This window comes from Erythrobacter sp. YT30, from assembly GCF_001542875.1.
Lineage (GTDB): Bacteria > Pseudomonadota > Alphaproteobacteria > Sphingomonadales > Sphingomonadaceae > Erythrobacter.
This window is the reverse complement of the sequence record NZ_LMAF01000001.1, coordinates 220,406-246,698: the sequence shown is the minus strand read 5'-3', so window position 1 is coordinate 246,698 and position 26,293 is coordinate 220,406. Positions and strand designations below refer to the sequence as shown.

Here is a 26,293-nt window from a genome sequence, read left to right as displayed (position 1 = left end):
GCTTAAACCTGTGCCGAGCGGGCTATGCCAAGCATGTCTTCGCTGCTCATCGGCTCGGCTTTCAGGAAGCCCTGCCAGAAATCGCACCCCTCGCTGATGACGGCTGCGCGTTGAATCTCGCTTTCGATTCCCTCAGCGTAAACATCTAATTCCAGCGCCTTTCCAAGCCCCATAATCGCTCGCAGCACCGCAATCGCCTTGGGATCGCCCGGTATCCCTTCGACCATCACGCGGTCCAGTTTCAGTGCATCGAGCGGCAATTCACGCAGGTATCGAAAATTGCAGAACCCGGCGCCAAAATCATCAAGCGCGGTTCGGAAACCCAGATTGCGCAAACCTGACAAGGCAATACTCGCCTGCTCCAGATTGCGAAGCAGCAGGTCCTCAGTGATCTCAAGCATCAGGCGCGCTGGGTTAATCCCGCTTGTGCCGATCAATTCCGCAAAGTCGGCAGGGAAACGCGGATCGCCCATTTCCTCAGGTGTGATATTGAGGGAAAGGCCCAGATTGTCAGGCCACGCAGATGCCTCTTCCAGTGCGCGGGCCACAACATGGCGCGACAACGGAGCTACTAGAGCTGCGCGCTCAGCAATCGCAAACAGATCACGCGCCCCAATTTCACCCAGAGTCGGATGCTGCCAGCGCGCCAGGGCCTCCGCACCGCTTACCGTATTGTCCTGACAATTGAATTGCGGCTGAAACCGCACTTCAATTTCGTTGTGATCGAGCGCTCGCAGCAAATCCTGCTCCAGCGCTCCTGAAGGAACGCCTGAAAGGATGCTGTGCTGTGTGCCTCGTAACGATGATCTATTATATTTTTGACCCGAAGACATGACTAGCCTCATAGGCTCGCTTTCGCGCGTGTCGCCATCAGAATTGCAAATCGACCGAAATTGGAACATCAGGACAAGTTCTTAATCGCGTAAAGGCGGCAGACGCTCGCAATAACTGTCAAATGCGAGCTCAGATAAAGTACGCTTGGGGGAATGATGGACACGGACACAGCATCCAGCAAAGCCCTGAAACGTGGCGAGGCGGCAGCGGAGCTTTTAGGCGATGGCCACCCGCGCATCGCGCTGGTCGCATCCGATACCCACCGGGCACAAACGGCACGCGGCGCGCTGCTTGATCAGCACAATTGGTGCAAGCTGGAAGATGCCCGCGTTGCCGTGGTTTTGGGGGGCGATGGCTTCATGCTGCAAACCCTCCATTCGATGCTGGATGCGGGCCGGATCATACCCGCCTATGGCATAAACCTCGGCACAGTCGGGTTCCTGATGAACCCGTTTGAAGAAACCATGTCGGTCCTCGATCGCCTGTCTCGTACCAAGGCGAAACGCATCGCTCCCTTGCGGATCAAGGCTATCACGCAAGATGGAGCCATGCATGAATTGCGCGCGATCAACGAAGTTTCATTGCTGCGTGAAACCCGGCAGACCGCCAAGATCGAGGTAACGGTTGGCCCACGTGTTCGGATCAAGGAATTGGTGGGCGATGGCGTGCTGGTTGCCACCCCAGCGGGCTCCACAGCCTATAACCTGTCGGCCAATGGCCCAATCCTGCCGCTCGACAGCCAGTTACTAGCGCTCACCCCGATCAGCCCCTTCCGCCCCCGGCGCTGGCGCGGTGCCATCCTGCCAGACAGGATGCGCATCAAATTGCGCGTGCTCGATCCCAAAAAGCGCCCCGTATCTGCCGTGGCCGATCAGAAAGAGGTGCGCGACATTGCCGAGCTGACCATCGATGTCGCCCATGAAACCGAATTGGAGCTGCTGTTCGACCCCGGCCAGTCCTTGGAAGACCGCATTGTTTCAGAGCAATTTGTGGTGGATTAACAATTCTGCACTATACCCCCTTGCATTGAGCAAAGCGCGCCCATATACGCGCGCTCTCGCACCGGAGAGAAAACCCGCGTGCTGCTCCCCGATAGCTCAGCGGTAGAGTAGGTGACTGTTAATCACTTGGTCGTTGGTTCGAATCCAACTCGGGGAGCCATTTTATTCTGCGGGCCTTAGCCCCAGAAAAGCACTCTCACCCCCACAACCAGCACCAGCACAGCCGTCAACCAGCGCACCCAGCGTTTTGGGAGCACTTTGACCGCCATATAGCTGCCGATTTGCCCTCCGATGACGACGGCAATCAGCAAGGGCAGGCTGTACCCCATCGCTCCCACGAACGCGGTTGGCCCCTGCTTTAGCAATTGGCCCGCGAGGCCGAAAAGCGAATTGATGAGGATAAAGAGGCTTGCGGTGGCTGCGATCGCTCGGGCGTCTTTCCAGCGGGTGAGGTGAAGCAGCGGAGCAAGAAATATGCCTCCGCCGATCCCCACAAGCCCTGCGACAAATCCCATGGGTGCAGCGATCAACGGCATGGCCTTGGCAAACCGCGTTGGGGCTTCTGCCTGGGCCTCTCTTACCGGGATGAGCAAGGTCGCGCCTGTCAGGATCAGGCTCGCACCCAGCAGAGACATGAAAGCCGCCTCATCCAGCGGGATCAACCCTCCGACAAAAGCGGCAGGCGCGGCCAGAGCTGTCAGCAGCAAAGCGCCTTTCCATGGGGTGACGCCTGCGCGGGCAAAGCGGACCGTGGAGCCCGCCACCACTACGATATTGCACGCAAGCGCCACGAGCGGGAGAAGCCGGTAATCGAGCCCCGAAATCGCAAGCAGCGCTGCATAGGTCGACCCGCCGCCGAACCCGACGCTCGCATAAAGCAGCGCCGTCAGCGCGAAAGCGAGCGCGAGCAGCGCCGGGACAGCACCGATCATTTTCGCTCGCCCCTAGTCAGCTTGTCAGACGGGCGCAGCAACAGGCGGGATGCCCACCGCGCCGTGGCAGTGTTTATACTTCTTACCTGATCCGCATGGGCAAGGTGCGTTGCGCGAAATGTTCAGATTGGCATAAGGGTTGTGCGTAATCGCCCCGCCAGATGAGGCTTCTGCCGCAGGCGATCCTGCGAGCGATCCGAACAGGTCCGGACGCTTCTCAGAACCATCGCCATCATTGGAATTATCAAGCCCTGTCAGCGGATCAATGTGACCGGTGAGGAAATCGGGAAGGTCCGGCAGTGCTTGTGGTTCAGGCTGTTGCTGGACCAGTTCGGCGCGGAACAGGATCTTCGTCACTTCCTCCCGCAGAGTGTCGAGTAGACCTTCGAAAAGGCCAAAGGCTTCCTGCTTGTATTCATTGATCGGTTGTTTTTGCGCAATGCCGCGCATCCAGATCACCTGACGCAGGGCATCGAGCGTTGCCAGGTGTTCTTTCCAATGGAAATCGAGCTGACGCAGCAGCACTTCTTTCTCGACGCTGCGCCATGCACCCTCGTCATACTTGCCGACTTTCTCATCCATCAACTGATCGGTGATGGTGCGAATACGCTCTTCGAGGATTTCGGGTTCAACCTGGTCTTCTTCGAGCCATTCATCGAGAGGTACTTTCAGATTGAAGACTTCCTCAAGCTTCTCTTCAAGGCCGGCAATATCCCATTGTTCGGGATAGGAACCAGGAGGGCACGCTGTGCCCACCATCGCGTTGACCGTGTCGTGCCGCATATCGAGTACGACGTCATCAACTGCTTCTGAATCCATGATTTCTGAGCGCTGTTCGTAAATGACCTTGCGCTGATCGTTCATCACATCATCGTATTGAACGACCTGCTTACGCGCTTCGTAATTGCGTCCTTCAACCTTCTTCTGCGCAGTTTCGATCGCTTTCGAAAGCCATTTGGAGCCAATCGCCTCGCCATCTTCGAGGTTCGAATTCATCATCTTGGCAAACAGCGTGTCCGGGCCGAAGATGCGCAAGAGATCGTCTTCGAGGCAGAGATAGAAACGCGAGAGGCCAGGGTCGCCCTGACGGCCAGAACGGCCGCGCAGCTGGTTATCGATCCGGCGGCTTTCGTGGCGTTCGGTGCCCAGAACAAACAGACCGCCTGCATCAAGGACCTGCTGCTTTTCCGCTTTCACTTCTTCGGTGAGTTTGGTGATGGCGGCGTCCTTATCGGGGCCATCTTCCATCTCACCCAGTTCATCATCAATCCGGAATTCAAGGTTACCGCCCAGCTGAATGTCGGTTCCGCGGCCTGCCATGTTGGTGGCAATTGTCACCGCACCCAAACGGCCAGCCTGAGCCACGATATGTGCCTCACGCTCGTGCTGGCGCGCGTTCAGGATTTCGTGCTTCACGCCTTCCTTGTCGAGGAATTGGCTGAGCAATTCAGATTTCTCGATCGAAACCGTACCGACGAGGATGGGCTGGCCAATCTCGTTCTTTTCCTTGATGGCTTTCGCAATCGCTGCGAATTTATCCATCGTGTTCTTGTAAAATTCGTCTTCCTCATCAATCCGCTGCACAGGCAGATTGGTCGGGATCTCGACGACATTGACCTTGTAGATATCCCAGAATTCAGCCGCTTCGGTTGCGGCCGTACCCGTCATCCCGGCAAGCTTTGGATACATGCGGAAATAGTTCTGGAACGTGATTGAGGCCATCGTCTGGTTTTCAGGCTCAATCTTGACGCCTTCCTTGGCTTCAATTGCCTGATGCAGACCGTTGGAGAGGCGGCGACCTTCCATCATGCGACCGGTGAACTCGTCGATCAGGATAACCTTGTCGTTCTTGACGATATAGTTGTCGTCGCGCTTGAACATGTGAACGGCGCGCAGCGCCTGATCGAGGTGATGGACGACCTGCGTGTTCTCAACGTCATAGAGGTTATCGGTTTCGAGCAATTCCTTCTCGATGAGGATCTTTTCGACTTCCTCAAGCCCATCCTCGGTCAGTTGGACGTTGCGAGTCTTCTCATCCTTGTCGAGCCAATCGTCGGGGATTTCCTTGGCGACTTCATCGAGCGAGACGTAGAGATCGGACTTGTCCTCTGTCGGGCCGGAGATGATCAGCGGGGTGCGCGCTTCATCGATCAGGATGGAGTCGACCTCATCGACAATCGCGTAGCTAAACGGACGCTGCATCATCTCTTTGCGCGAATGCTTCATATTGTCGCGCAGGTAATCGAAGCCGAATTCGTTGTTCGTGCCGTATGTGATGTCGGCGTTGTACGCATCGCGCTTGGTGAATTCGTCCATGTTGGGGACGATCACGCCAACGCTGAGCCCCAGCCAATTGTAGAGCTGGCCCATCCATTCAGCATCGCGGCGAGCGAGGTAATCGTTGACTGTCACAACGTGGACACCCTTGCCCTCAATCGCGTTCAAGTAGACGGCGAGCGTCGCCATCAGCGTTTTACCCTCACCCGTGCGCATCTCTGCGATTTCGCCGCGGTGAAGCACGATACCGCCGATCAGCTGGACATCGAAATGGCGCATGCCAAAGACGCGCATCGATGCCTCACGAACGGTTGCAAACGCCTCAGGCAGGATGTCATCCAGCGTCGCGCCGGCATCCAATCTCTCCCGGAAAGCATCAGTCTGCGCGCGCAATCCATCATCACTGAGCGCTTGAATTTGCGGCTCAAGATCATTGATTTGCTTGACGATTTTGGAAAGAGATTTGACGTAACGGTCGTTCGATGAACCGAAAACGGATTTGACGAGAGCTTCAAACATGGATGGATTCCTGAAGAGGATCAGCCCCATTTGCAGGGCGTGGAATTATCATAGATGCGGAGAGTGGCGTGCTATTATTGCACGCTAAAGAAGAACGAGAAGAGGCGCGCGCTATTCGTAGGCGCGATCAATTCCCATCAGAACCGGCAGGCGCAGGCTTTCAGGTACGCGGCCTTTCGCCTTTTCAGGTTCCCTCGCCTCGCGCTGGTCAGCTTTTTCAGAAGCTGCCTTAACGCCGACATGGTCTGCCTTGTCAGGCGCATCAGCCCTTGCCTCAACGCCAGCATCGCACTCAGCAGAAGCCTCAGCCAGGTGCGCGTGCACCGGATAGCTGATCGCTGCGAGCCCGGATAAAAGGGCGAGAAGGGCAAAGATGTGCCTAGTCATCGTTCGACAAGATAGTCCTATTTGCCGCCGGCGTCCACCGACAGGTGTGTCTTATCGCCAAAACATGAAGGAATTTGCTATTCCTCGACGTCGGTCACATCGACATTCAGCCTCAATCGAATGCGTTTGGAGACGGGATTGCCGTTGTCGTCACGGTAAACAGAGCGCGGCGGGCGATCGATGCCAGGACATGGCTCCCGTTCAAAGCTCCGCCGCATGGAATCGCTCATAACGCCGCTCAATTCAATGACATTGCAGTCCGTCACCTCACCCGTGGCAGATATCGTGTACTCAACATCTACAGCGGAAGTTCCGGCAAACTCAGGCTCGCGCTTGCGCCACGTGTGATAGTCGCGGTGGAAACCTTCGACAGGCACGCCATCCGCATTGAGGGACGGCTCGAAGTCAGCCCGTTCGAGTACGATTTCGCACGTTTTTGCGTCTAAAGCCTCGGAATCGGAACTTTCGAGGATGGTGCAATCAGTCGGCTTGCCTTCAGCGCTTACCTTGATTTCAAAGCGAACCGAACCTTCGATGTCTTCGCGCCACGCTTCAACAGGATAATCCGCAGGTGTGGGATTGATAGCTTGATACGATACAAGCCGTGGAGGCGTTGAATAGTCATCCGGTGGTAGCCGCGCCGGCGGTGGTGGGGGAATCACCAAAGCTGGCGGCGGAGGCGCCAGCTTTGGCTGCGTTGCGAGCTGTGATCCCTGCTCGGCGTTTTCGTATGCTTCTTGGTCCGAAACATCTTGCGCGGACAAAGGTGACACGAGAGTGGCGAAAAGACCGATTGACGGCACGAGCAGTATTCTTTGCGGCATCTCTGCAGCTTAGGCCAAAATGGCGTGCGGCGAAAGCGGCGAACATTCAATTGATCGAACTTTGATTGCTCCCTAGAGCCCATATGATTATGGATCTCGCTCCTTCCCCCCTCTCACTCCCCTTTCCAGAACTTCCCTTGATCGACGGGGTCACGCTTCGAGTAGCGCATGCTGGGTATAAAGACGGCACTCCCAAAGACCGTGCCGATCTCACATTCATCGAAGTCGATGAGGGAACCGCAATTGCAGGCGTGTTCACGCAATCGGCCTGCGCGTCATCCGAAGTTGAGCTGGGGCGCGAGCAGGTGAGATCGGGCACCGCACGCGCGCTCATCGTCAATTCTGGCAATTCGAATGCGTTTACCGGGTATCGCGGACGCGAAGCGGTCGAGCAGATCATGGCTCAGGTGGCTGATCGGCTGGGTTGCGCGGCGGACGAAGTTTTCGTCTCCTCGACAGGAGTTATCGGCGTGCCCTTGCCCAAGGATAAGGCACGCGAAGGTGTTGCGGCAGTCCTTGATGCGGAACCTTGCACCTGGGAAGCGGCAGCTCGCGCGATTTCGACCACAGACACGTTCCCAAAGGGTGCGCGCACTTCGGCGATGCTGGGTGAAACGCGCGTTGAGCTTTCTGGCATCATCAAGGGTTCAGGTATGATCGCGCCGGACATGGCAACCATGCTTGGCTACATCTTCACCGATGCCGACATTGCGCCAGGCTTCCTGCAAGAGCTGCTGAACACTGCCAATGCGCAGACATTTAGCTGCATCACGGTGGACGGCGACACCTCGACCAGCGACACCGTGCTGGCCTTTGCGACTGGAAAAGCAGGCAATGCGCGCATCGAAGGATGGGAAAGCCCCGGCGCAGATTCCTTCGCAGCGGCTCTTGCCGATATGTGCCGTCAACTGGCTCAAGCCGTTGTGCGCGACGGTGAAGGCGCAACGAAATTCATCACCATACGCGTATCCGGTGCCGTGAGCGATGAAAGCGCACGCCGTGTCGGCCTAGCGATCGCAAATTCACCGCTCGTCAAAACCGCCATTGCAGGAGAGGATGCCAATTGGGGCCGCGTTGTGATGGCTGTGGGCAAAGCGGGCGAACCGGCAGACCGTGACAAGCTATCAATTGCCTTCGGTGGCGTCTGGGCTGCGCGCGATGGCGTTCCAGTGGACGATTATGATGAAGCGCCCGTGGCGGAACACCTGAAGGGTGACGAAATCGATCTCGCAGTCGAACTCGGTATTGGCGAAGGCCACGCAACGGTTTGGACTTGCGATCTCACCCACGGCTATATCTCAATCAATGCGGACTATCGTTCATGAAAGGGCGATCATGAGTGAACTGGGCGCGCTTGATGCGGAAATCCTCGACCTTATGCGCTTTGCGGCACGGCGGAGCATGCTACCACGGTTCCGCGACCTTGCGGATGGCGATGTCGAGATGAAAGGCGAGGATGATCCCGTTACAATCGTCGACCGCGAAGTCGAAGCCTTCCTCACTGAAGCTCTCACCAAACTTGCGCCCGGCGTTGCCGTGGTGGGCGAAGAAGCCGTCCATGCCGACGAAACCGTCCTCGAAAAGCTGAAAGAGCAATGCTGGATCATCGATCCATTGGACGGCACCGCAAACTTTACCGAGGGCAAGGAACCGTTCGGCATCATCATCGCACTCGCTGATGCGGGCAAAGCTGTTGCGGGATGGATTTACGATCCCAACAAAGACCGGCTGTGCCACGCGCGCGCGGGTGAAGGCGCTTTCGTGAATGGGGAACGCATCGCTGCGCAAACAACGGGTGAGGCAACGCCAGTAACCGCCGTAAGCCGCATGTTTTTAACCGAAGAACAGGCCGCGATGGTCGATGCGAAGCTCGCTCCGCATTATCGCCTGGTCGACATTCCGCGCTGCGCTGCAGAACAATATCCGCGGCTCGCCTTGGGCGAAAACGATGTCTCCAGCTTCAAGCGCACTTTCGCCTGGGATCATGCGGCAGGTGTCTTGTGGCTCAATGAGGCAGGCGGAAAAGCCGCGCGTCTGGACGGAAGCGAATACCGTGTGGATGAGCAAGACAAGCCGGGCCTGGTGGGTGCATCAAGCCCGGCGATCTGGGATGAGTTTGTGGGCCGTGTGCTGGCTTAAATCGCGCTTTCGATCCACTCTTTGAGTTGGCTTTTGGGAGCCGCGCCGACTTTGCGCGCGACTTCTTCGCCATTCTTGAACAGCACCATCAGCGGGATCGACTGAACGCCCATATCAGCAGGAACGCCCGTGCTTTCCATAATGTCCATTTTCGCGATGGTGACGCTGTCGCCCAGCTCTTCGCTAATCTCTTCAAGCGCGGGTGCGATCATCTTGCACGGGCCACACCAATCGGCCCAGAAATCGACGAGCACAGGCTTGTCGCTGCCGAGAACCTCGGACTGGAATGTTTCATCGGTGACATTGACGGTGGCCATTGTGGCTTCTCCTGAATTTGCGTTGTGTGTGACTTAGGGAGCCAAGCGCATTCACTCAACACCAGTGAGTGGATAGCTTTCCTGCGTGTCACCCAAAGCATTCTTGTGCGGCTCGAGAAGGGCGTCTGAAAGCTCGAACAATTGCGGCGCGTGCGTGTAGAGCAATCCTGCGCGAACCCGCCGACCGGGATAGATGACTTCAAGCGCAGCGACATAGGCGGCCATCTGTTTGAGCGTGCCCTTCGGAATAGCCTCTATCGCTGCCGGCGGACGCCGGGTCGTTTTGTAATCAACCACGAGGATATCGCTTTCGCTGACGAGCAAACGATCAATTGTTCCCGCGATGACTGTCCCGTTGACTGTGGCGGTAAGAGGCACTTCAGCGAGAGTATCGGGTGCGAACAGTGTGGCAAAAGCAGGCTCTTCAAGCACTAAAAGCGCAGCTTTCAGCATCTCATTGCGCGCGTCTTGGGCAAGGTCATGCGCTTGACGATCGAGCCACGCTTTACCTGCCTGCTCGCGCTGCTCTTTCGCAATATCGGGCAGCCGTTCGAGCAAGCTATGGATCAATATGCCGCGCCGCGCTGCTGCCGGATCACCGGTGAGAGGCATGGGAGGGTCGGCTCCCATATCCTCCCCCGCACTACTTGGCGCGAGCGGGCGCGGGGGTTTGGGTTCTGGCCCGACCGGGGTTGTCGCCCATTTTGGAAGTACCGGAACAGTTTGCTCTGAGGTGCCTCCATCCTCGAGCACCAGCGGATCGGCCCGATATCCCCATTCACGGCGGGCACCCCAGATATCATCGGCAAGCTCTTCGTGTTCGAAGATGGGTTCGAGCCGGGTGTACCAGCTGTCCACGTGCGGAGTGCCCGCTTTGGATTCGGTTTTGCCCAGAGCGCCGCCCAGAAACAGCGCTTCCTCAGCACGCGTCAGAGCAACGTACATCAACCGCCAATGCTCTTGCATCTCGGCTAATTCGGCCTGTTTTTGAGCCTCCTCGACCCTGCCGGCTTTCTCGTCCTTGGATAAGCTTGGAAGCGGGATCACGCGGCCTGTGTCCTCACCCAAAACTCTCTCGTCCAGTTCCAGATCGCCGGTCTTTCCCGGAGCTCCTGCCGCATCGGCAAGGATGACGATCGGTGCCTGCAAGCCTTTGGAGCCATGGACCGTCATCACTCTCACCTGCCCGCTCGCGCTGTCCGCATCGCGTTTGAGCTCGCTCGAACCGGCCTCAAACCACTGGATAAACCCTGCAAGACTTGGCGTACCTGTCACCTCATACGCGAATGCGGCGTTGACGAATTCATCGATCGGATCATTCACCTCGCGCCCCAAACGCGCAATCAGCTTCTTGCGACCTTGCCACGGACCGACCAGGAGCCAAGAAAGCAATTCCTGTGGTGTCTGAAAATCTGCAAAGCGCAGCAATTCCCGCAATGCATCAACAGCTTGTGCGACGGAAGGATCTTCCGACTTGCGCAAATGATCCCACAATCTGACCCCATGATCACGCGGGACATGGGCTAGCAGATCGTCCTGCGACCACCCCATCAAAGGCGATGCGAGCAGGTTCGCAAGTGAAAGATCATCATAAGGTTGGCTTGCGAATTTCAGCGCTGCCATCAGGTCTTTGACAACCAGTGGATCGCCCAATCGCAGCCGGTCCACACCTGCGACCGCCACGCGCTTTTCATGAAGCTTGGCGACGATCTGGCTTGCCAGTTCTTTGCGCTTCTGGACCAGCACCAGGATATCGCCCGCCTGTGCGTGGCGCGATTTATCGCCCTTTTCGAGAACGAACGGTTCTTCAAGGCTCACCCAGCGCCGCACTTGCTCGGCAATTTTGTCAGCCAGCACCGTATCGTGCCGGGGCAGCCAATTTCGCTCATCCGAGTCCTCGGGCGCAGTGTCATCATCATCGAGCTGAGCCAGAACGGGGTTCCATAGCGTGACCATTCCCGCTCGCTCCGCTCCGATATGCGGCTCTGGTGGATCATCAAGACCGAATGCCTCGTGACCCAGCACCTCTATCGCTCGGTTCACAAAGTGAAGAACGATATTCGAGGTGCGGAAAGACTGTCCCAGATCAAGCGGACGCCAGGTTGGCACGCGCCGATTGCCGCGCAAACCCTCTGCATTCTCCTTCGCGGCCTCTATCTGCCTTCGGACTTTCTCCCTGGCGCGTGAGAAATTTTCAGGGCTTGTCCCCTGAAATCCGAAGATTGCCTGCTTGTAATCACCCACGGTGAAAATGGTGCGTAGGTCATTGCCTGCAGCACCCTCGCCGCTAAAGAAATCATCGATCAGCGCAAAAACAATATCCCACTGCGAACTGTTGGTGTCCTGGGCCTCGTCAATCAGGATGTGGTTGAACTGGCGATCAAGCTTGTAGCGAATCCAGTCAGAAGTATCTTTGTTCTCAAGCAGGTCGGCAGCTTTGCGAATAAGGTCGTCAAAATCGATCAGACCTTCGCGGGCCTTGGCCTCTTCCCACTTGCGCGCAAACGCCCCGCCAAGCTCATATGCAGCGGTGAGCAAATCGGCGAGGCGCAGCAGTGCGAGCCGTTCAGAAATCCCTGCGAGCGCATCCGCAACAAGCTGTTGCCATTCGGGCAAACGAGGCTCATCTTTTGATGGCTTTTCCATCTTGCGCGGCTCGCCATCTTTCTTGAGCACCGTATCAAAAAAACGGCGAAATTTATCGCGGCGCTCAGTTGGGTCGAGAAGCAGCCAGCGGGTGATAAACTCCGCTGTTTCGGCCCCCGTCTTCGCGCTCCACGCTTGCATAGCTGGGAGCATCGCCATCAAAGCATCATCCGGGAAAACGTCCGGATGAAGCCCTTCGAAAGCCCACTCCTCATCCGCATCAGCAGGTATCTCAATCAGCTGGCAAACACGCGCTCGCATGGGCCTTTGCCACGCAGATCGCCCCTCCCACATCCAGCTCGCCCCCGCACAGCGCATAAGCCATTTCTGGACAGCGCCGGGATCCTTGCGTGTGGTGAGCATATGGATTGCATCGAGCAGCGCGATGTCCTGAGCATGCTCCGCTTCAATCAGCACATCGGCCAACACGTCGCGCGCAAGCAAATCTCGCTCTCGATCTTCCATGGGCCGTGCGCCGGGGGTGAGATCGGCTTCTTCCGGAAAGTTGGCGAGCAGCCATTGCGAGAACGCGTGGATCGTATCGATCCTGAGACCACCGCCGGGGCAATCGAGAACACTTGCAAACAGAGTTCTTGCTCGGGCTTGTGTTTCGGGGCCGATATCTGCGCCCAGCGCGCCAAGTTCGTTCGCCAATTCTCCCGGTTTCATCCGCACCCATCTTGCGAGCACGGCGTTGATCCGGTTCGCCATCTCGGCAGCGCCCGCTTTGGTGAAAGTAAGGCACAAAATGTCGGAAGGTTCGACATCGCGGCGCAGCAACATTCGAAGAACGCGCGCGGAAAGCACTTGCGTCTTGCCCGTTCCTGCCGAGGCGGAAAGCCAGATATTGTCCTCTGGCTCCGCTGCCCTCAGTTGATTTCCGGCAAGCGGGTAGACTTTACCGTCTCCGCTCATCCGTCCGTTACCTCTCCAGAATCGAACAAGCGGATCGCCCATTCTTCGAGCCGCATAAGCTGATCGTAGTCGGAATATCCCTCGTAATCAGGGTTTTCGCGCGCTTTGAATGGATCGCTACCCCTGATGAACCTGCTGATCGCTTCTGCTAGCTTGTTTTCGTGGAGCGGGGTGAATTCAGTTTGGTCGATGCCTCTGGAGCGGCTGCTCGTTTTTACAGGCGTCTTTATGTAGCCAAATTCGCCCTTGTCCTTGGCAGAAGACCAGTATTCGAAAACGGTTGTCTCACCACTTAGGAGTTCGCCCTCTTCTCCTTCGAAGCTGCCATGCTGCGCGATCAGGCCGAGCAATCCCAATTGCAGTGCATATCCTGCCTTCACTTGATCAAGCTTGGGCGGGGAACCAGTTTTGTAGTCGACTATGGCGAGGCTGCCGTCTGGCATCCGATCAATGCGGTCTGCCCTGCCCATAACCTTGACGTCATTAAACCGCATGGCGCCTTTAATCTCAGTAGCGAGGATCACGCGCCCATCGGCTTTGGCATCGGTGATCCATTTTTCGAAACGCTCCAAAGCCTCCAGAATCCGCGGCTCCCACAGGCCACGAAACAGCGGATGGACATTGCGCGCAGCAAACAGCTTCTTTGCAAAGGGAACCAGGCCTTCACCAGCGCCATTGCGGTGCCATTGGTCAAAAACCTCGTGCACCAATGTGCCGCGCAGCGCGGGATCGCTGAACGGGTCTGCGCCCAAAGGATCGAGCCTGCGAAGCCGCAATATCTCCGACGCGTAGAATTGATACGGATCGCCGAGCAACCGGTCGAGCGCGGTCACTTTGATGGGCACATCGCGCTGTTTGGATGAAGGCATCGGCGCCGGGATCGGGTATTCGGGCGCATTATCTGGCGGTGTCCGATCAAGCTGCGGGAGAATAGCCGGAATTTCATCCAAGGCATGGTCTTTGGCGAGCTTCTCGCCCAAAAGAGCCGAAACCCGCATCCAGAACCGCGAAGGCAATGTCGGCCCTTCGGCATCGCGAAGACTGCGCGTTAGCACGACTTCCTTCGACCCCATCGCGCCCGCCAGATCATGCGCGGCAAGGCCAATGCGAAACTCTGCTCCCGGCACTCCCAATGCGCGAAGGATTGCTGGAGCGAGCACAGGATCAGGCCCCGGTATTTGCGGCCAACTGCCTTCGTTGAGGCCGCCGCAGATTACGAGATCCGCCCGCGCCATGCGCGATTCCAACAGGCCATAGACCGCAATGCGCGGATGGCTGCCATAGGGTGGGCGCACTGCGATCTCGTCCATCGCATCGCGCAGGACGAATGCTATGTCGGAAGCGTCGATTTGCGTTCCCACACTGCGTGCGTGCTGGCGCATATTGTCGACCATTTGGGAAAGAGCGCGGCCGTCTTCTTTCGCCCAAACGGCTTTACCAGCCAGCTTTTCGGCTGTCTCGGCGCAGACATTAAGTGCATCGACTAGAGGCAGCTCAGACGGCCAATCGAGCAATGGAGCAAGCAGGCTTTCAACCTCGCCCCACCATTCCGCCTGATCGGCAAGGCCAGCAATCTCCCGCAAGGGTTCAAGACCAGGCGCAGGCGCTGGACCGCGCAGCTTGTGATCGAATGCACGAAGCGAGGACAGCCAGGCTCGGCGCGCGTCGCCATCCTCCGCCATCACCAATGGATGCGCGAGGGCAGCGATCAACTTGGCTGGCTCAAGCCCGTCTGCCGCAATCTCTGCAAGCAATCCGAACAATCGCCCCGCTGGCGTGAGAGACAGGGCACGCCCTGCGGAATCGTCTGCCTGGATGTTCCAGCGTGACAGGTGCTGCGTGACGCGCCGTGCTAGCGATCGATCTGCTGTCACCACCGCGATGCGTTTCTCCGGCACGTCCAATGCCTCACGCACTTGCAGGGCGATAGCTTGAGCTTCTTCCTCAGACGTTGCCACTTCGAGCATTTTAAGACCCGGCATCCGGCGATGTTCGGGCTCAAGCTCTACCCAGATTCGGCTGGCTTTTGGCGGGAGGAACAGCGAGCTGATCGCCTTGCTGCGTTGCGGAGGTGCCGCACCCTCACCCCGTCTATGCCACGCAGAGACTTCACCGCGCGCAACGCCCATGCGCTGCAGCAGCAATTTAAGATGGTATTGCGGGTGGGTCACCGCATCGCGTTTGCCAAAGGCTTCCCCGCCAACTTCATCTGAGGCGCCTGCGCGGCCCAATTCCTCCCACGCTTCATCGGAGAGATTGAGGTCCAGATCAGGCAACACCACCGAGCCTTGCGGAAGTCCAGCGATCACGCGCAACAGCCACGCCAGCGCGGGCGCTGCGCTCGTCACGCCAGCGGCGATGATAGGAGCATTCGGCGGATCGGCGCGCCATTCCTTGGCGGCGCGATTGAACAGCTGGTTTCGCCGCGTCGCTGCATCCACTTCGCCGGTTTCGGCAAGCCGCGCATGCCATCGCGCCTGAACCCGCGCGAAAATGCGGATCGACTTCTGATAGTGCTCAGAGACATTGCCGAGTTGATCGATCACCGGGTCAGAGATCAAATCCGCGGGAGTTTTCTCCTCCACCAGCAAGCGATCCATCACTCGCCCAAAATCGCGAGCCATGCGCAGCCTGGCGGCACCGGGCAGCGGCGTTTCGCTCTCGCTCGCGCGTTCTTCTGCAATCAGCTCCGCAAGCTCAAGCCAGCGCCGTCCCGGCTCAACTGCAGGAGCAATGTCGGATGCGCGGAGCGGGTCGAGCAGCGTGCCGAGCGCCTCATCCAGCTCCAAATCGCCAATCGCAACCATCCGCGGCATAAGCAGGCCCGTCTCGCCTGAATGCCGCACAAATGCCTCTGATAAAGTGCGCGCCGCGCGCGTGCTGGGTAAAAGCAAGGTGACTTTCGCAAGACCTAGCAGGGGATCGGAATATCGCGGAACAAGGCCCGCAACCAGTGCATCAGCAAAACCGAGATGCGCAGCGATGGAATAGATGTTGAGTCCGCGCGAACTATCCACGCTGCAAAGCATCTTCCGTAGGACGGATGGCCTGCGGTGTGCCGACTTCAAACCATTGACCGGTAAAGCAAAGGCCGAACAATCGCTCTTCTTCTATCGCTCGGTTCCACAAGATGTTGGTCGAAAATTTGCCATCTGGCGCATCGCGCAGGAGACGGTGCGATACCAACTGAATGCCGGTGTAGATGAAGGGTGCAATTCGCCCAGCTTTGCGCCGTGACAGCTTACCATGCGGGTCCATGTAAAAATCGCCCTGGCCTGTAAAATTGGCAGCGCGCGTATGTGGCACGGTGAGCAGCAGCGCATCCATCTCATCCGCATTCCAGCGTGCAGATAGATCGGCGAAGGCATTGCGCGGGCCATCAAGCCAGATGTTATCAGCGTTAAGGCAGTAGAACGGATCAGGCAGATGCGATTTTGCCTTGATCATGCCCCCGCCCGTCTCGAGCAGTTCATCCCGCTCATCCGAGATGGTGACTTTGGGTGAATGGCGCTCGCGAACATGCGCTTCCAACGCATCGCCAAGGTAATGAACATTGACGACGGCCTTTGCCACGCCAGCTTCTTCGAGCCGATCAAGCGCGTGATCGATCAAAGGCTTTCCCGCCACGCGCACAAGCGGCTTGGGCTGGCTTGCGGTGAGCGGACGCATGCGTTTGCCAAGGCCAGCGGCCATGACCATCGCCGTGTCGCTGACAAGCTTGCTCATACGATCCTTCCGCCGCCTGATCGGCGCAATTCTTCGGGGATGTTGGCATCAAACCATCGCGCGACAGGCTTAAGCGCCGAATGCGCCAGATCGCGCTCCATCGCTGCCCAAACGCGAGGGATCATGGACAGGTAACGCGGCTTTCCATCGCGTTTGTAAAGGCGAGTGAAAATGCCAACAATCTTGGCATTTCTCTGCGCACCAAGCCGCGCGTAGTCGGCTGCAAAATCACCGCCTGGCTGGGCTGACTGAATGTAGCGATCGAGCATCTCCTTTTCGAGTTGCAGCGACACGTCGCGCCGCGCATCCTGAAGAAGTGAAACCAGATCGTATGCCGGGTGTCCGACAAGCGCATCCTGAAAATCAATCAGCCCCTGCGTTGCAGATGGCGAACCGTTTAAGAGCATGATGTTTTCCGCGTGATAATCGCGCAGAACGGTGACGGGCTTTGCCTGCCGCGTGATCAAAGGGGCGAGCGCTTCTTCCCATGCGGAGACGTATCCATCCCCGTCCACATCAAGGCCTTGAGCGGGCGCATACCATTCAGTGAGCAGCCCAACCTCGCGCTGATAGGTCGGCATGTCATACGTGTCGAACGGGCCTGCGGGGCGCTGATGCAATTCAACCAGAGCATCGATTGCTGCCTTGTAAGCTGCCCTCTCGCTATCAGGATTGAGGTCAAGCCAATCACGCATCCGATCGTTGCCAAAGTCTTCGAGCAGCACCCAGCCCTTCGCCGCATCCTCAGCCAGAATTTCGGGTGCGCGCATACCGTGATCGGTCAACCAGTGCGCGACTTTGAGGAAGGGTTCGGGATTTTCATGCGGTGGCGGCGCATGCATCAACATTGCCTTATCGCTATCAGGTTTTGCGAGGCGAAAATAGCGCCGGAATGATGCATCGCCTGGAATGGGATCGATTGCCGCATTGTCCCAGCCCGCTTTTGCGAGAAAGTCGTGCAATCCCTCAGGCAAATCATTCTTGGCATTATCCGTCATGGAAGGCGCCCTACCCAATCAGCCCCGCCTCTCGCAATCGCAATTCGCGTTTGATCCTCAGGGTCTTCGCCGCGCTTGATTTCAATTTCGAGGCAGCCGGCCTCATGCGCAAAGCCGCCAGCTTGATCGGGCCATTCGGCGATGAGTGCTGCGCCCTCGCGGTAATCATCGAGGCCGATCTCCGCGAGTTCGGATGGATCGTCTAGTCGGTAGAAATCCGCATGGACCACCGGGATCCGCATATCGGGCGCATCGTAAGTCTCTATGATTGTGAACGTCGGACTGGGCACATCGCCTTTATGCCCCAAAGCAAAGAGGATTTCGCGGGCCAAAGTCGTCTTTCCTGCGCCCAATCCCCCAGAGAGGGCAACAACGTCGCCAGCCCGCAGATTGGCTGCGATGCGCGATCCGAAGCCGGCCATTGCAGCCAGATCCGGCAGGGTGCGGCGCTTTTCACTCACGGAAGGAGGATGATCGCAGTCGTGCCCACGCCTTTCTCGCTCTGGAGGTCAAACTCGCCGCCGTGCGCTTCGATCAATTGGCGAGCGAGCGGAATACCAAGGCCGGTGCGTTTCTTGACTTCGCCGTCGGAGTCAGGGTCATCCCCCTCGAGCGCGCGGGCCAGCTCTTCTTCGGTCATACCAGAACCATTGTCGGAGATAATGATTTGCGCGGCCCATTCCTTACCATCGGCATTGTCTTTTGGACCGGGGTGAATTTCGATGAGGATCTTGCCATCTTCAGGCGTGCCAGTGATCGCATTATCGAGCAAATGGCCGATGGCGCGGCCCATCTGGCGAGGGTCAAGCTCAACGATGCGGCCACTGCGCCCTTTCAGATCGAGACCAAGACCCGCCGCAATGATGGCCTCCTCTCGTGCGCGCACGAGCCCTGTGAGGAATTTGAGGAGATCGGTGTCTTCTTTGTTGATGGGCAGCAGTCCTGCCTCGCTTTGCGAGAGGTCGAGCACGTTTTCGACCTGCTCGGTAAGGCGCGCAACAGCCACCAGAATGGCGTCTAGATATTCATCCACCTGATCGCTCAATTCCCCGGCTGCCCCGCTCTTAATGAGCTCGGCAAATCCGCCAATAGACGTGAGCGGTGTTCGGAATTCGTACGACATGTTGGCAAGGAAGCGCGCTTTCACCGCGTCTGCTTCTTCCAGAGCAACAGCCCGGTCGCGCAGAGCCTGCTCAGCCTTTTGAGAATCGGTGATATCGAGCACAGTCAAAAGGCCGTTGCCATCGGGCAAAGGCACACCGGCAAAACGCAATGTGCGCCCATCTGCGAGCACCACCTGGCCATCTTTCTCCCGACGATCGAGTGTCGCCGCACGCACCACTGCGCCAATCGTCTGCGCCTCTGCCGGGCGCTTCAAGTTCGCGCCGATAGCATCGAGTAAGCCGTCTGCAGAAGGATGAGTATCGAGAAACTCCGCCGTCAGTCCCCAAGTTGGCGCAAAGGTCCGGTTCCACAGCTGCACGGAACCATCGGGCGCAAAAATGGCCAGAGCTTCAAATAGGCTGTCGAGCGTCGCGGTGCGGGTCCGTAAAAGCGTGTCACGCACGGCTGACAAGGCGAGGCTCTCAGTGCGATCCTCAGCCACCATCACTAAGCCCCCATCAGGCATCGGCTGTGCGACAATGCGCAGGTGCGTCCCGCCCGGAAGTGGCCATGGTTCCTCGATCATCTCGGTCGCGCCGAACCAGGCCTCGCGTTCGCGGCGCCATTCGGGAAAATCGCGCACTTCGGGCGTAAGGCCGCGTTCTCTGGCATCGGACAAGAAGCGATCAAACGGCTGCTTTTCCTCGATCGCTTTCTTGGTCAGCGCGAAAAGTCGCCGCACAGGACGGTTTGCAAACACCAGCTGTTCAGCCGCATTGAATTGCGCCACGCCCACCGAAAGCTGATCGAGCATGGCGCGCTGGGCTTCGCGAAAGGCGCGAAATTCACGGCGCACCTGCTGCTGCTCTTCGATATCGATCGCGTATCCGGCAACGCCCTCTCGCCCAAGCGGCAGATCGCTCACTCGCAATGTCCTGCGCGCGCCATGGATAGTCGTAGCGATTTCGCGCTCTGTCTTTTCCTGGCTCATCATCGCGGCTTGCGCTATTTCCGCAGGGCTCTTGCCTTCCTCGGCTTCGACAAGCTCAAGCTGCTGGGACACCACCATATTGGCATCTTCCGCGCCCACCGCATCGACATAAGCTTGGTTGACCAGCTGCAGCTTCATTTCGCGCCCACGAAACCACATCGGGACGGGCGCTGCCTCAATCAGGCCGACGAGTGCCGCAAAATCCTTCTCAGCCCGCGATTTGCCAAGGCGCAGCTGCGAGATTTCATCTTCGCTTTCGGTGAAGTCGAACACCCAAATCAGCGCTGCGCCGCCGGGCGAAACCTGCGGATCAGCCAACGCGCCCTGAAGCGCAAGCGAACGGCTGGAACCGGGCGGGGTCAGCGCCATGTGAAACGGGGCAGCCGTTTTCTGCGTACGCCGGATGTTCTCTGTCAAAGTTTCGAGTTGTTCTGGCGATACTCCAGTGCTCGCCCCTTGGTAAAGGTTCTCATCTGCCGCAAGCTCGCTCAGATATTCTGGCAATTCATCAAGCCCCAGCCACCGGGCAAGACGAATGGGCGCTTCAATCCGGCCATCCACTCTCACCAGCAACGGCACGGAAGGCGCAACATCCAGCATATGCTGCATGCGTTTGAGCGATGTTTGCACCGCAGTCATGCGCCGCGTTTTGGCGTTGGCGCGGACAATCGCGAACGTCGCCGCCCCCGCCCAGGCGGCAAGCAGCAAGCCAATCAGCACCAATGCAAGCGGCGACAATTCCATCGTGTCTCAGCTATGCAAGCGAGCGCGTTGATGCAATGTCTGGAATGAGAAAAGCCCCCGCACATTTGCGAGGGCTTTTTCCGTGATCCAAAGGCTTAGTACCGATAGTGATCGGGCTTGAATGGCCCTTCTTTCGGCACACCGATGTAATCGGCTTGGCTTTGGCTCAGTTGGCTGAGCTGAACACCCAGCTTTTCAAGGTGAAGCGCAGCCACTTTCTCATCGAGATGCTTGGGCAGCACATACACGTCGTTCTCGTAGTCTTCAGACTTGGTGTAGAGTTCAATTTGAGCAAGCACCTGGTTGGTGAAGCTCGCGCTCATCACAAAGCTCGGGTGGCCCGTCGCGCAGCCAAGGTTCACAAGGCGGCCCTTGGCGAGAACCAGGATGGACTTGCCATCGGGGAACGTCACCATGTCAGTGCCGTCCTTGATTTCCTTCCACTCATAATTGTCGAGCGCGGAAATCTGGATTTCGCTATCGAAGTGGCCAATGTTGGAGACGATCGCCATATTCTTCATGGCTTTCATATGCTCACCGGTAATGACGCCTTCATTGCCGGTTGCGGTCACGAAGATATCAGCGCGCTTGACCGCTTCATCCATGGTCACGACTTCATAGCCGTCCATTGCGGCCTGAAGCGCGCAAATGGGGTCAATCTCGGTGACCATTACACGCGCGCCGCCGTCACGCAGCGAAGCGGCAGAGCCCTTGCCCACATCGCCATACCCTGCAACGCAGGCGACCTTACCGGCCAGCATCACGTCGGTTGCGCGGCGGATCGCGTCGACCAGCGATTCCTTGCAGCCGTAAAGGTTGTCGAACTTCGACTTGGTCACGCTGTCATTCACGTTGATCGCGGGGAAAGGCAGCTTGCCTTGCTTTGCGATCTGGTAAAGGCGCATCACGCCCGTCGTGGTCTCTTCGGACACGCCTCTGATGTTCTGAACCGACTTGGTGAGATAGCCGGGCTTTGCTTTCACATAAGCTTTGAGGGCGCGCTGGAATTCAATTTCTTCTGCGTTGGCTGGCGCAGGCATTTCCTCGCCCGCTTCAAGCCGTGCACCCCAAAGCGCAAACATGGTCGCATCGCCGCCATCGTCGAGAATGATGTTGGCTGTCTGATCGGGATCGCTTGCAGTGGACCAGTCAAAAATGCGGCCAACATAATCCCAGTAATCAGCCAGCGTTTCGCCCTTGATGGCGAACACTGGAATACCCTGATCGGCAATTGCGGCAGCGGCATGATCCTGGGTCGAGAAGATGTTGCACGTGGCCCAGCGCACTTCGGCACCGAGTGCCACAAGCGTTTCGATCAGCACCGCTGTCTGGATTGTCATGTGCAGCGATCCAGTGATCCGCGCGCCTTTCAGAGGCTGCGATGGACCATATTCCTCGCGAAGAGCCATAAGCCCCGGCATTTCGGTTTCTGCAATCGCGATCTCGTCGCGGCCGTATTGAGCAAGGCTGATATCCTTGATGGTATATTCGTGAGTGTGGGCAGCGGTGGCCATAGGGAGTCTCCGTTTCGTATTGCCCCGCGCCCTAGCGGCGTGGCTGCGGGTACGCAAATATAAAGTTATCTTTATATCTGTAATTGTTGCCGCGCTTGTCAATCCGCCTATAGCTCGCCCAAGAGGTGTTTAATCAACTTAAGGAGCTCCCCCATGACAATTTCCGTAGGCGACAAACTGCCCGACGTTCAGATGGTGAAAGCGACCGCTGAAGGCCCGCAGCCCGTGCAATCATCTGAGTACTTCGCGGGTAAGAAAGTGGCGCTCTTTTCGGTTCCTGGTGCGTTCACGCCCACTTGCTCTGCCAAGCATCTTCCCGGATTTGTAGAAAAGGCAGCCGACCTCAAAGCCAAAGGCGTCGATGAGATTGTCGGCACGGCTGTAAACGATGCGTTCGTAATGGGCGCATGGAACGATGCTGCCGGGTCAGATGACATCACGATGCTTGCCGATGGCAATGGCGATTTTGCCGAAAGCGTTGGCCTAACCATGGATGGATCAGGTTTTGGCATGGGCAAGCGCGGTCAGCGTTTCTCGATGGTGGTGAATGACGGTGTGGTTGAACAGCTGAATGTCGAAGCGCCAGGCGATTTCAAAGTGTCGAGCGCTGAACACATGCTGGATCAGCTCTAATATCTGACGGCAAAACCAAGGGAGCTGGAATGGCGCGACGCGTAGTTTATCGCTTGGGCCTTCCGGCTGCCTTCGCAGCGCTTTCCTGGCCTGCCTTGGCGCAGACGCCTGTTCTGCCGATGAGCGAGGTAGAAGAAAGCGCCCCCACCCTCCCCTACATATTGTCGATGCGAGAACGCGCTGACGTCATTGACGCCATCCTCGCAAAGCGGCTCGACACTATCATCCCGCAAATCATGCGTGAGGAAGGTGTTGATCTCTGGCTTCTGATGTCGCGCGAGTATTTTGAGGAGCCGGTGGTGGCTTCCATGCTCGATGCAAAAAGCATGAGCGCGCGGCGTCGAACAATCCTTATCTTCCACGATCCGGGCAATGGCGAACCTATCGAGCGGTTGACGGTAAGCCGTTACGGCCTCGCGGGCCTGTTCGAACCATCATGGGATCCCGAAGAACAGCGGGACCAATGGCAGGCGGTTGCCGACATCATCGCAGCGCGGGATCCGCAGAAAATCGCGATCAATTATTCCGATTGGACCGCGTTTGGCGATGGCATGACGCTCAGCCAGTACAGAGCCATGGCAGCGAAGCTTGAGCCCAAATACGCCGATCGGCTTGTCTCCGGCGAAACGCTATCGGTGCGCTGGCTTGAAACCCGAACGCCAGAAGAAGTCGAAATCTACCCCTGGATTGTGCGCATCGCGCATGCTTTGATCGCGAAGGCTTTTTCGCGCGAGGTCATCACTCCTGGGAAGACCACCGCCACCGATGTGCAATGGTGGTACCGCGATACTCTTGCAAATCTCGGGCTCGCGCCATGGTTTCACCCCTCTATCGGTATCCAGCGCGAGGACGAGGAGGACATGTTGCGCGGCGATGTCGTGATCCAGCCCGGAGACCTTTTGTGGACCGATTTCGGCATCACCTATTTGCGGCTCAGCACCGATACTCAGCATCTTGCCTATGTCTTGAAGCCGGGAGAAACCGAAGCGCCTGCGGGTTTGCGCCAGGGCCTCGCTAATTCAAACCACATTCAGGACATCCTCGTCTCGCATTTCAAAGTCGGACGCAGCGGCAACGAAGTTTTGGCTCTTGCCAGGGAACAGGCCATCGGAGAAGGACTCGATCCGTCGATTTATTCCCACCCCATCGGCACGCATGGCCATGGAGCGGGAACCTCTATCGGATTTTGGGATAATCAAGGCGCTGACCCACGCGGCGAATACAGCCTCCGAGCCAACACCGCTTGGTCAATCGAGCTTACAAACTATTACGAAGTCCCCGAATGGGGCGGCCAACGCGTCGACTTCCGAACGGAAGAAGACGCGTTCTTTGACGGCGAAAGCGTGCGCTATCTGGATGGGCGCCAGACCGAACTGACGCTCATACCATCCGGCGATCAATAGCCCATCAGGCTCATAACTTCCTTGCGGCTGCGATGATCTTCGAGGAAGCAGCCCATCATGCGGCTGGTGAGCATCTCAACCTCGTGCACTTTCACACCGCGGCCTGTCATGCATCCGTGCTCAGCCTCAATCACAACGGCGACGCCGCGCGGTTCAAGGTTATCCCAGATGCAGTCCGCAACCTCAGCAGTCAAACGCTCTTGCACCTGAAGGCGATTCGCAAAACCGTGAAGCACGCGCGCAAGTTTTGAGATGCCGACAACTTTCTTGTCAGGCAGATAGGCGATGTGCGCTTTGCCCGTGATCGGCGCCATGTGGTGTTCACAGTGCGACTGAAAGGGGATGTCCTTTAACAGAACGATCTCATCATATCCGCCTACCTCTTCGAAAATGCGGGCGAGGTGGATCGAGGGGTCTTCCTGATTGCCGCGGCAATATTCAAGCCATGCACGGCCAACACGCTTGGGCGTGTCGATCAGTCCTTCACGGGTCGGATCATCACCAGCCCAGCGCAGCAAGGTGCGGATCGCTTCCTGCACATCTTCGGGTACATCTGGCTTGTTCAATGGATTGTCCGGGTCAAATTCGTCGGCCTCGTGATTCATGAAATTCATGGCATTACCTTTCTGTAGCCGTTTCCAGCCTATTCATGGCAAGCAAAAAGCCCGGAATTGTGGCCCGTCACTCCCTTTTCGATGATCCCAAGGTTAAAAACTTACGACGCTTCAGTAGGTTCCGTGCGAAAAATGCAACCTGCCAAATTTGTTTCTGGAAGGTGGTCAACTCCCAGCAAGCGGGCCGAACATCAGCGCGGGAAGTTTTTGATCGCGCATAAAAAAGCGCTCCCCATACGGATGGGAAGCGCTCTTCAAATTCGCTGATTAAACTTACTCTTTTGCGTCTTCGGCTTTTTCTGGAGTGACTTCAGCCTTGGCTATTTCGGCCTCTTTGCGCTCTTCGAAGATCTCAGTCATTTCCGCATCAGTCTCTTCATCGATGCGCTCTTCGAAGTGTGGGAAGTGGTCTTCCTCTTCCTCATTGATGTGGTGACGATAGCGGTCGTCGAACTCTTTGAACTTTTGCAGCCAGGCAGGCGAACTCATCTCGATCGCTGCAAGATCGTTGAGCATCTCGTCAATTTCCTGGTGCTCCGCAACTGAGTGACGCGTTTCATCGTTTGCTTTGGGATCGGCCAGCATTTCTGAATAAACCGATTGCTCCTCAGCCGCTGCGTGGCTCTTCAGCTCCTTGGTAAGCTTTGTGAACAGCTCGCGGCGCTCTTCGCTGTCGCCTTCTGTCCTAGCGATCTTGTCCAGCAAATCGCGCTGGCGGTTATGGTCTTCTTCAATGCGTTTAAGAACTGTCGTCTCGGCGTTCATGGTTGCTCCAATGATTTGAGTTGGTCTTTTTCCACCAAGGAGCGAGAACGCCAATCGTTCCAAATTCGCCCGTTCAAGCGGGTTCGAAACTTCTTAACGCAACAAAAAAGCCCACCCCGCAAGGGATGGGCTTTCTTGGCGCGCCAGGAAGGATTCGAACCTCCGGCCGCCTGATTCGTAGTCAGGTACTCTATCCAGCTGAGCTACTGGCGCGCTTGAGGAGCGGCACATAGAAAAGCTTATCGGGCTTGGCAATCCCTCATTGTCTATCCTTCTGCTCCAGGTGCAAATAAGCGGGCAGTCAGCACTTCATCCAACGGTGGTTTGGCCAGCGAATCCGTTTCAGCTGGCGTGAACCAGCCCAATTCACCGCCTTCCAATGCTTGCGGTGAGCCCGACCATCTGCGCAAAATGTAAAGCAGGATGACAATGTGCGGATTGCCATTCTCCGGTGAATTTTCAGCGAAACAGAAAGGCTCGCAATCCGCTGCTTCGATTTCAATTCCTAGCTCTTCATGCAATTCTCGGATAAGGGCTTTTACTGGGATTTCAGAGACTTCAACCTTTCCCCCGGGAAATTCCCATAGCCCGCCGTGGTGCTTATCAAAGGGTCTTCGATGCATAAGCCATCGCCCGTCCTCCCCCAAAAGTGCACCTGCAACAACAAGCATGGCATCCCCCGCAATGTCGGAATTTTTTCCAAACGAATGCATCGCATCAATCTTTTCTTAACCCGCTTCGACGATTTCAAGAGGCGTCAGGAACGTACAAACGGGTGAAACCATGAAATTGACGACTTTCCTAAAAACCATTGGAGCCGACAATTCCGGGGCGACAGCCGTGGAGTACGGGCTGATCGTAAGCTTGATCGTGCTGGCCATGATTGGTGCTTTTACGAATGTCGCCGATTCCAACAACGGAATGTGGAACAACGTTTCCACTGCGTATGAGGAAGCCGCGTCAAATTAATTGTTTTGAAAGCTTGCGAATTAGGAATTTTTCAAGAGCTT

Annotated in this window: 22 protein-coding genes and 2 tRNA genes; 7 read left to right on the top strand and 17 right to left on the bottom strand. The window is 57.2% G+C overall.

The window, feature by feature from the left end:
* Positions 1-2: 2 nt before the first annotated feature.
* Positions 3-833, bottom strand: a complete 831-nt coding sequence (locus tag AUC45_RS01145) for an EAL domain-containing protein (protein ID WP_067598871.1) — start codon at positions 831-833, stop codon at positions 3-5.
* Between the two features lie 153 nt (positions 834-986).
* Here AUC45_RS01145 and AUC45_RS01140 point away from each other — a divergent pair, with 153 nt between their 5' ends.
* Both AUC45_RS01140 and AUC45_RS01135 read left to right on the top strand, forming a co-directional pair.
* Positions 987-1,835, top strand: a complete 849-nt coding sequence (locus AUC45_RS01140) for an NAD kinase (protein ID WP_369815209.1) — start codon at positions 987-989, stop codon at positions 1,833-1,835.
* A gap of 85 nt (positions 1,836-1,920) precedes the next feature.
* Positions 1,921-1,995: transfer RNA gene (locus tag AUC45_RS01135), tRNA-Asn, on the top strand.
* A 16-nt stretch (positions 1,996-2,011) separates the two neighbouring features.
* On the opposite strand, the gene AUC45_RS01130 is transcribed toward AUC45_RS01135, so the two are convergent.
* From AUC45_RS01130 to AUC45_RS01115, 4 genes are all read right to left on the bottom strand, one after another.
* On the bottom strand, positions 2,012-2,767 hold the full coding sequence (locus AUC45_RS01130) for a sulfite exporter TauE/SafE family protein (protein WP_067596993.1): 756 nt from the start codon (positions 2,765-2,767) through the stop codon (positions 2,012-2,014).
* A gap of 24 nt (positions 2,768-2,791) precedes the next feature.
* Positions 2,792-5,563, bottom strand: coding sequence for a preprotein translocase subunit SecA (gene secA, locus AUC45_RS01125; RefSeq protein WP_067598865.1), 2,772 nt, complete (start codon positions 5,561-5,563; stop codon positions 2,792-2,794).
* Positions 5,564-5,674: 111 nt separating this feature from the next.
* Positions 5,675-5,950, bottom strand: a complete 276-nt coding sequence (locus AUC45_RS01120) for a hypothetical protein (protein WP_067596991.1) — start codon at positions 5,948-5,950, stop codon at positions 5,675-5,677.
* 77 nt (positions 5,951-6,027) lie between these two features.
* Positions 6,028-6,774 carry an energy transducer TonB gene (locus tag AUC45_RS01115; protein ID WP_067596989.1) on the bottom strand — a complete coding sequence of 249 codons (747 nt, stop codon included), beginning with the start codon at positions 6,772-6,774 and terminating at the stop codon, positions 6,028-6,030.
* Positions 6,775-6,863: 89 nt separating this feature from the next.
* Between AUC45_RS01115 and argJ the strand changes: the two genes are divergently transcribed.
* Together argJ and AUC45_RS01105 are read left to right on the top strand one after the other, a co-directional pair.
* Entirely contained in the window at positions 6,864-8,099 is a 1,236-nt protein-coding gene (gene argJ / locus AUC45_RS01110) for a bifunctional glutamate N-acetyltransferase/amino-acid acetyltransferase ArgJ (protein ID WP_067598862.1), read from the top strand.
* A gap of 10 nt (positions 8,100-8,109) precedes the next feature.
* Positions 8,110-8,913, top strand: a complete 804-nt coding sequence (locus AUC45_RS01105; protein ID WP_067598860.1) for an inositol monophosphatase family protein — start codon at positions 8,110-8,112, stop codon at positions 8,911-8,913.
* On the opposite strand, the gene trxA is transcribed toward AUC45_RS01105, so the two are convergent.
* The 8 genes from trxA to ahcY all read right to left on the bottom strand — a co-directional run bounded on the left by trxA (position 8,910) and on the right by ahcY (position 21,868).
* Positions 8,910-9,230 (bottom strand): thioredoxin, encoded by a 321-nt coding sequence (trxA, locus tag AUC45_RS01100; protein WP_067596987.1) that lies wholly within the window; start codon positions 9,228-9,230, stop codon positions 8,910-8,912. The genes AUC45_RS01105 and trxA overlap by 4 nt on opposite strands.
* A 51-nt stretch (positions 9,231-9,281) precedes the next feature.
* Positions 9,282-12,833 (bottom strand): double-strand break repair helicase AddA, encoded by a 3,552-nt coding sequence (gene addA, locus AUC45_RS01095; RefSeq protein ID WP_233998491.1) that lies wholly within the window; start codon positions 12,831-12,833, stop codon positions 9,282-9,284.
* Complete coding sequence (locus AUC45_RS01090) at positions 12,788-15,808, bottom strand: PD-(D/E)XK nuclease family protein (protein WP_233998490.1); 3,021 nt, start codon at positions 15,806-15,808, stop codon at positions 12,788-12,790. Before AUC45_RS01090 ends, addA begins: the two co-directional genes overlap by 46 nt.
* On the bottom strand, positions 15,801-16,517 hold the full coding sequence (locus AUC45_RS01085; protein WP_067596981.1) for a nucleotidyltransferase family protein: 717 nt from the start codon (positions 16,515-16,517) through the stop codon (positions 15,801-15,803). The genes AUC45_RS01090 and AUC45_RS01085 overlap by 8 nt, the downstream gene beginning before the upstream one ends.
* Positions 16,514-17,515: an aminoglycoside phosphotransferase family protein gene (locus tag AUC45_RS01080; protein ID WP_067596979.1), complete on the bottom strand. Its 1,002-nt coding sequence runs from the start codon at positions 17,513-17,515 to the stop codon at positions 16,514-16,516. The genes AUC45_RS01085 and AUC45_RS01080 overlap by 4 nt, the downstream gene beginning before the upstream one ends.
* Positions 17,512-17,976 (bottom strand): tRNA (adenosine(37)-N6)-threonylcarbamoyltransferase complex ATPase subunit type 1 TsaE, encoded by a 465-nt coding sequence (tsaE, locus tag AUC45_RS01075; protein WP_082700902.1) that lies wholly within the window; start codon positions 17,974-17,976, stop codon positions 17,512-17,514. The genes AUC45_RS01080 and tsaE overlap by 4 nt, the downstream gene beginning before the upstream one ends.
* The gene (locus tag AUC45_RS01070) at positions 17,973-20,354 is read right to left on the bottom strand and encodes a PAS domain-containing sensor histidine kinase (RefSeq protein WP_067596977.1); all 2,382 of its coding nucleotides are present in this window, start codon (positions 20,352-20,354) and stop codon (positions 17,973-17,975) included. Before AUC45_RS01070 ends, tsaE begins: the two co-directional genes overlap by 4 nt.
* A gap of 95 nt (positions 20,355-20,449) precedes the next feature.
* A complete protein-coding gene (ahcY, locus tag AUC45_RS01065) occupies positions 20,450-21,868 on the bottom strand; it encodes an adenosylhomocysteinase (RefSeq protein ID WP_067596974.1) in 1,419 nt (472 codons plus the stop codon).
* A gap of 153 nt (positions 21,869-22,021) precedes the next feature.
* Here ahcY and AUC45_RS01060 point away from each other — a divergent pair, with 153 nt between their 5' ends.
* Entirely contained in the window at positions 22,022-22,501 is a 480-nt protein-coding gene (locus AUC45_RS01060) for a peroxiredoxin (RefSeq protein WP_067596972.1), read from the top strand.
* A 29-nt stretch (positions 22,502-22,530) separates the two neighbouring features.
* Positions 22,531-23,904 (top strand): M24 family metallopeptidase, encoded by a 1,374-nt coding sequence (locus tag AUC45_RS01055; RefSeq protein ID WP_067596970.1) that lies wholly within the window; start codon positions 22,531-22,533, stop codon positions 23,902-23,904.
* Here the strand turns inward: AUC45_RS01055 and folE are convergent.
* The 4 genes from folE to AUC45_RS01035 all read right to left on the bottom strand — a co-directional run bounded on the left by folE (position 23,898) and on the right by AUC45_RS01035 (position 25,954).
* On the bottom strand, positions 23,898-24,509 hold the full coding sequence (folE, locus tag AUC45_RS01050; protein WP_067598854.1) for a GTP cyclohydrolase I FolE: 612 nt from the start codon (positions 24,507-24,509) through the stop codon (positions 23,898-23,900). The two genes, AUC45_RS01055 and folE, sit on opposite strands and share 7 nt — an antisense overlap.
* A gap of 282 nt (positions 24,510-24,791) precedes the next feature.
* Positions 24,792-25,283: a hemerythrin domain-containing protein gene (locus AUC45_RS01045; protein ID WP_067596968.1), complete on the bottom strand. Its 492-nt coding sequence runs from the start codon at positions 25,281-25,283 to the stop codon at positions 24,792-24,794.
* Positions 25,284-25,419: 136 nt separating this feature from the next.
* Positions 25,420-25,496 (bottom strand) — tRNA-Arg (locus AUC45_RS01040).
* A 53-nt stretch (positions 25,497-25,549) separates the two neighbouring features.
* A complete protein-coding gene (locus tag AUC45_RS01035) occupies positions 25,550-25,954 on the bottom strand; it encodes a (deoxy)nucleoside triphosphate pyrophosphohydrolase (protein WP_197409478.1) in 405 nt (134 codons plus the stop codon).
* Positions 25,955-26,066: 112 nt separating this feature from the next.
* Between AUC45_RS01035 and AUC45_RS01030 the strand changes: the two genes are divergently transcribed.
* Positions 26,067-26,252, top strand: a complete 186-nt coding sequence (locus AUC45_RS01030) for a Flp family type IVb pilin (RefSeq protein WP_067596965.1) — start codon at positions 26,067-26,069, stop codon at positions 26,250-26,252.
* Positions 26,253-26,293 lie beyond the last annotated feature (41 nt).

Bases quoted from the DNA above. Each gene is read 5' to 3' on its own strand.
- AUC45_RS01145 (WP_067598871.1), bottom strand. From the start codon at position 833: ATGTCTTCGGGTCAAAAATATAATAGATCATCGTTACGAGGCACACAG.
- AUC45_RS01140 (WP_369815209.1), top strand. From the start codon at position 987: ATGATGGACACGGACACAGCATCCAGCAAAGCCCTGAAACGTGGCGAG.
- AUC45_RS01130 (WP_067596993.1), bottom strand. From the start codon at position 2,767: ATGATCGGTGCTGTCCCGGCGCTGCTCGCGCTCGCTTTCGCGCTGACG.
- secA (WP_067598865.1), bottom strand. From the start codon at position 5,563: ATGTTTGAAGCTCTCGTCAAATCCGTTTTCGGTTCATCGAACGACCGT.
- AUC45_RS01120 (WP_067596991.1), bottom strand. From the start codon at position 5,950: ATGACTAGGCACATCTTTGCCCTTCTCGCCCTTTTATCCGGGCTCGCA.
- AUC45_RS01115 (WP_067596989.1), bottom strand. From the start codon at position 6,774: ATGCCGCAAAGAATACTGCTCGTGCCGTCAATCGGTCTTTTCGCCACT.
- argJ (WP_067598862.1), top strand. From the start codon at position 6,864: ATGGATCTCGCTCCTTCCCCCCTCTCACTCCCCTTTCCAGAACTTCCC.
- AUC45_RS01105 (WP_067598860.1), top strand. From the start codon at position 8,110: ATGAGTGAACTGGGCGCGCTTGATGCGGAAATCCTCGACCTTATGCGC.
- trxA (WP_067596987.1), bottom strand. From the start codon at position 9,230: ATGGCCACCGTCAATGTCACCGATGAAACATTCCAGTCCGAGGTTCTC.
- addA (WP_233998491.1), bottom strand. From the start codon at position 12,833: ATGGGCGATCCGCTTGTTCGATTCTGGAGAGGTAACGGACGGATGAGC.
- AUC45_RS01085 (WP_067596981.1), bottom strand. From the start codon at position 16,517: ATGAGCAAGCTTGTCAGCGACACGGCGATGGTCATGGCCGCTGGCCTT.
- AUC45_RS01080 (WP_067596979.1), bottom strand. From the start codon at position 17,515: ATGACGGATAATGCCAAGAATGATTTGCCTGAGGGATTGCACGACTTT.
- AUC45_RS01070 (WP_067596977.1), bottom strand. From the start codon at position 20,354: ATGGAATTGTCGCCGCTTGCATTGGTGCTGATTGGCTTGCTGCTTGCC.
- ahcY (WP_067596974.1), bottom strand. From the start codon at position 21,868: ATGGCCACCGCTGCCCACACTCACGAATATACCATCAAGGATATCAGC.
- AUC45_RS01060 (WP_067596972.1), top strand. From the start codon at position 22,022: ATGACAATTTCCGTAGGCGACAAACTGCCCGACGTTCAGATGGTGAAA.
- AUC45_RS01055 (WP_067596970.1), top strand. From the start codon at position 22,531: ATGGCGCGACGCGTAGTTTATCGCTTGGGCCTTCCGGCTGCCTTCGCA.
- folE (WP_067598854.1), bottom strand. From the start codon at position 24,509: ATGAATCACGAGGCCGACGAATTTGACCCGGACAATCCATTGAACAAG.
- AUC45_RS01045 (WP_067596968.1), bottom strand. From the start codon at position 25,283: ATGAACGCCGAGACGACAGTTCTTAAACGCATTGAAGAAGACCATAAC.
- AUC45_RS01035 (WP_197409478.1), bottom strand. From the start codon at position 25,954: ATGCTTGTTGTTGCAGGTGCACTTTTGGGGGAGGACGGGCGATGGCTT.
- AUC45_RS01030 (WP_067596965.1), top strand. From the start codon at position 26,067: ATGAAATTGACGACTTTCCTAAAAACCATTGGAGCCGACAATTCCGGG.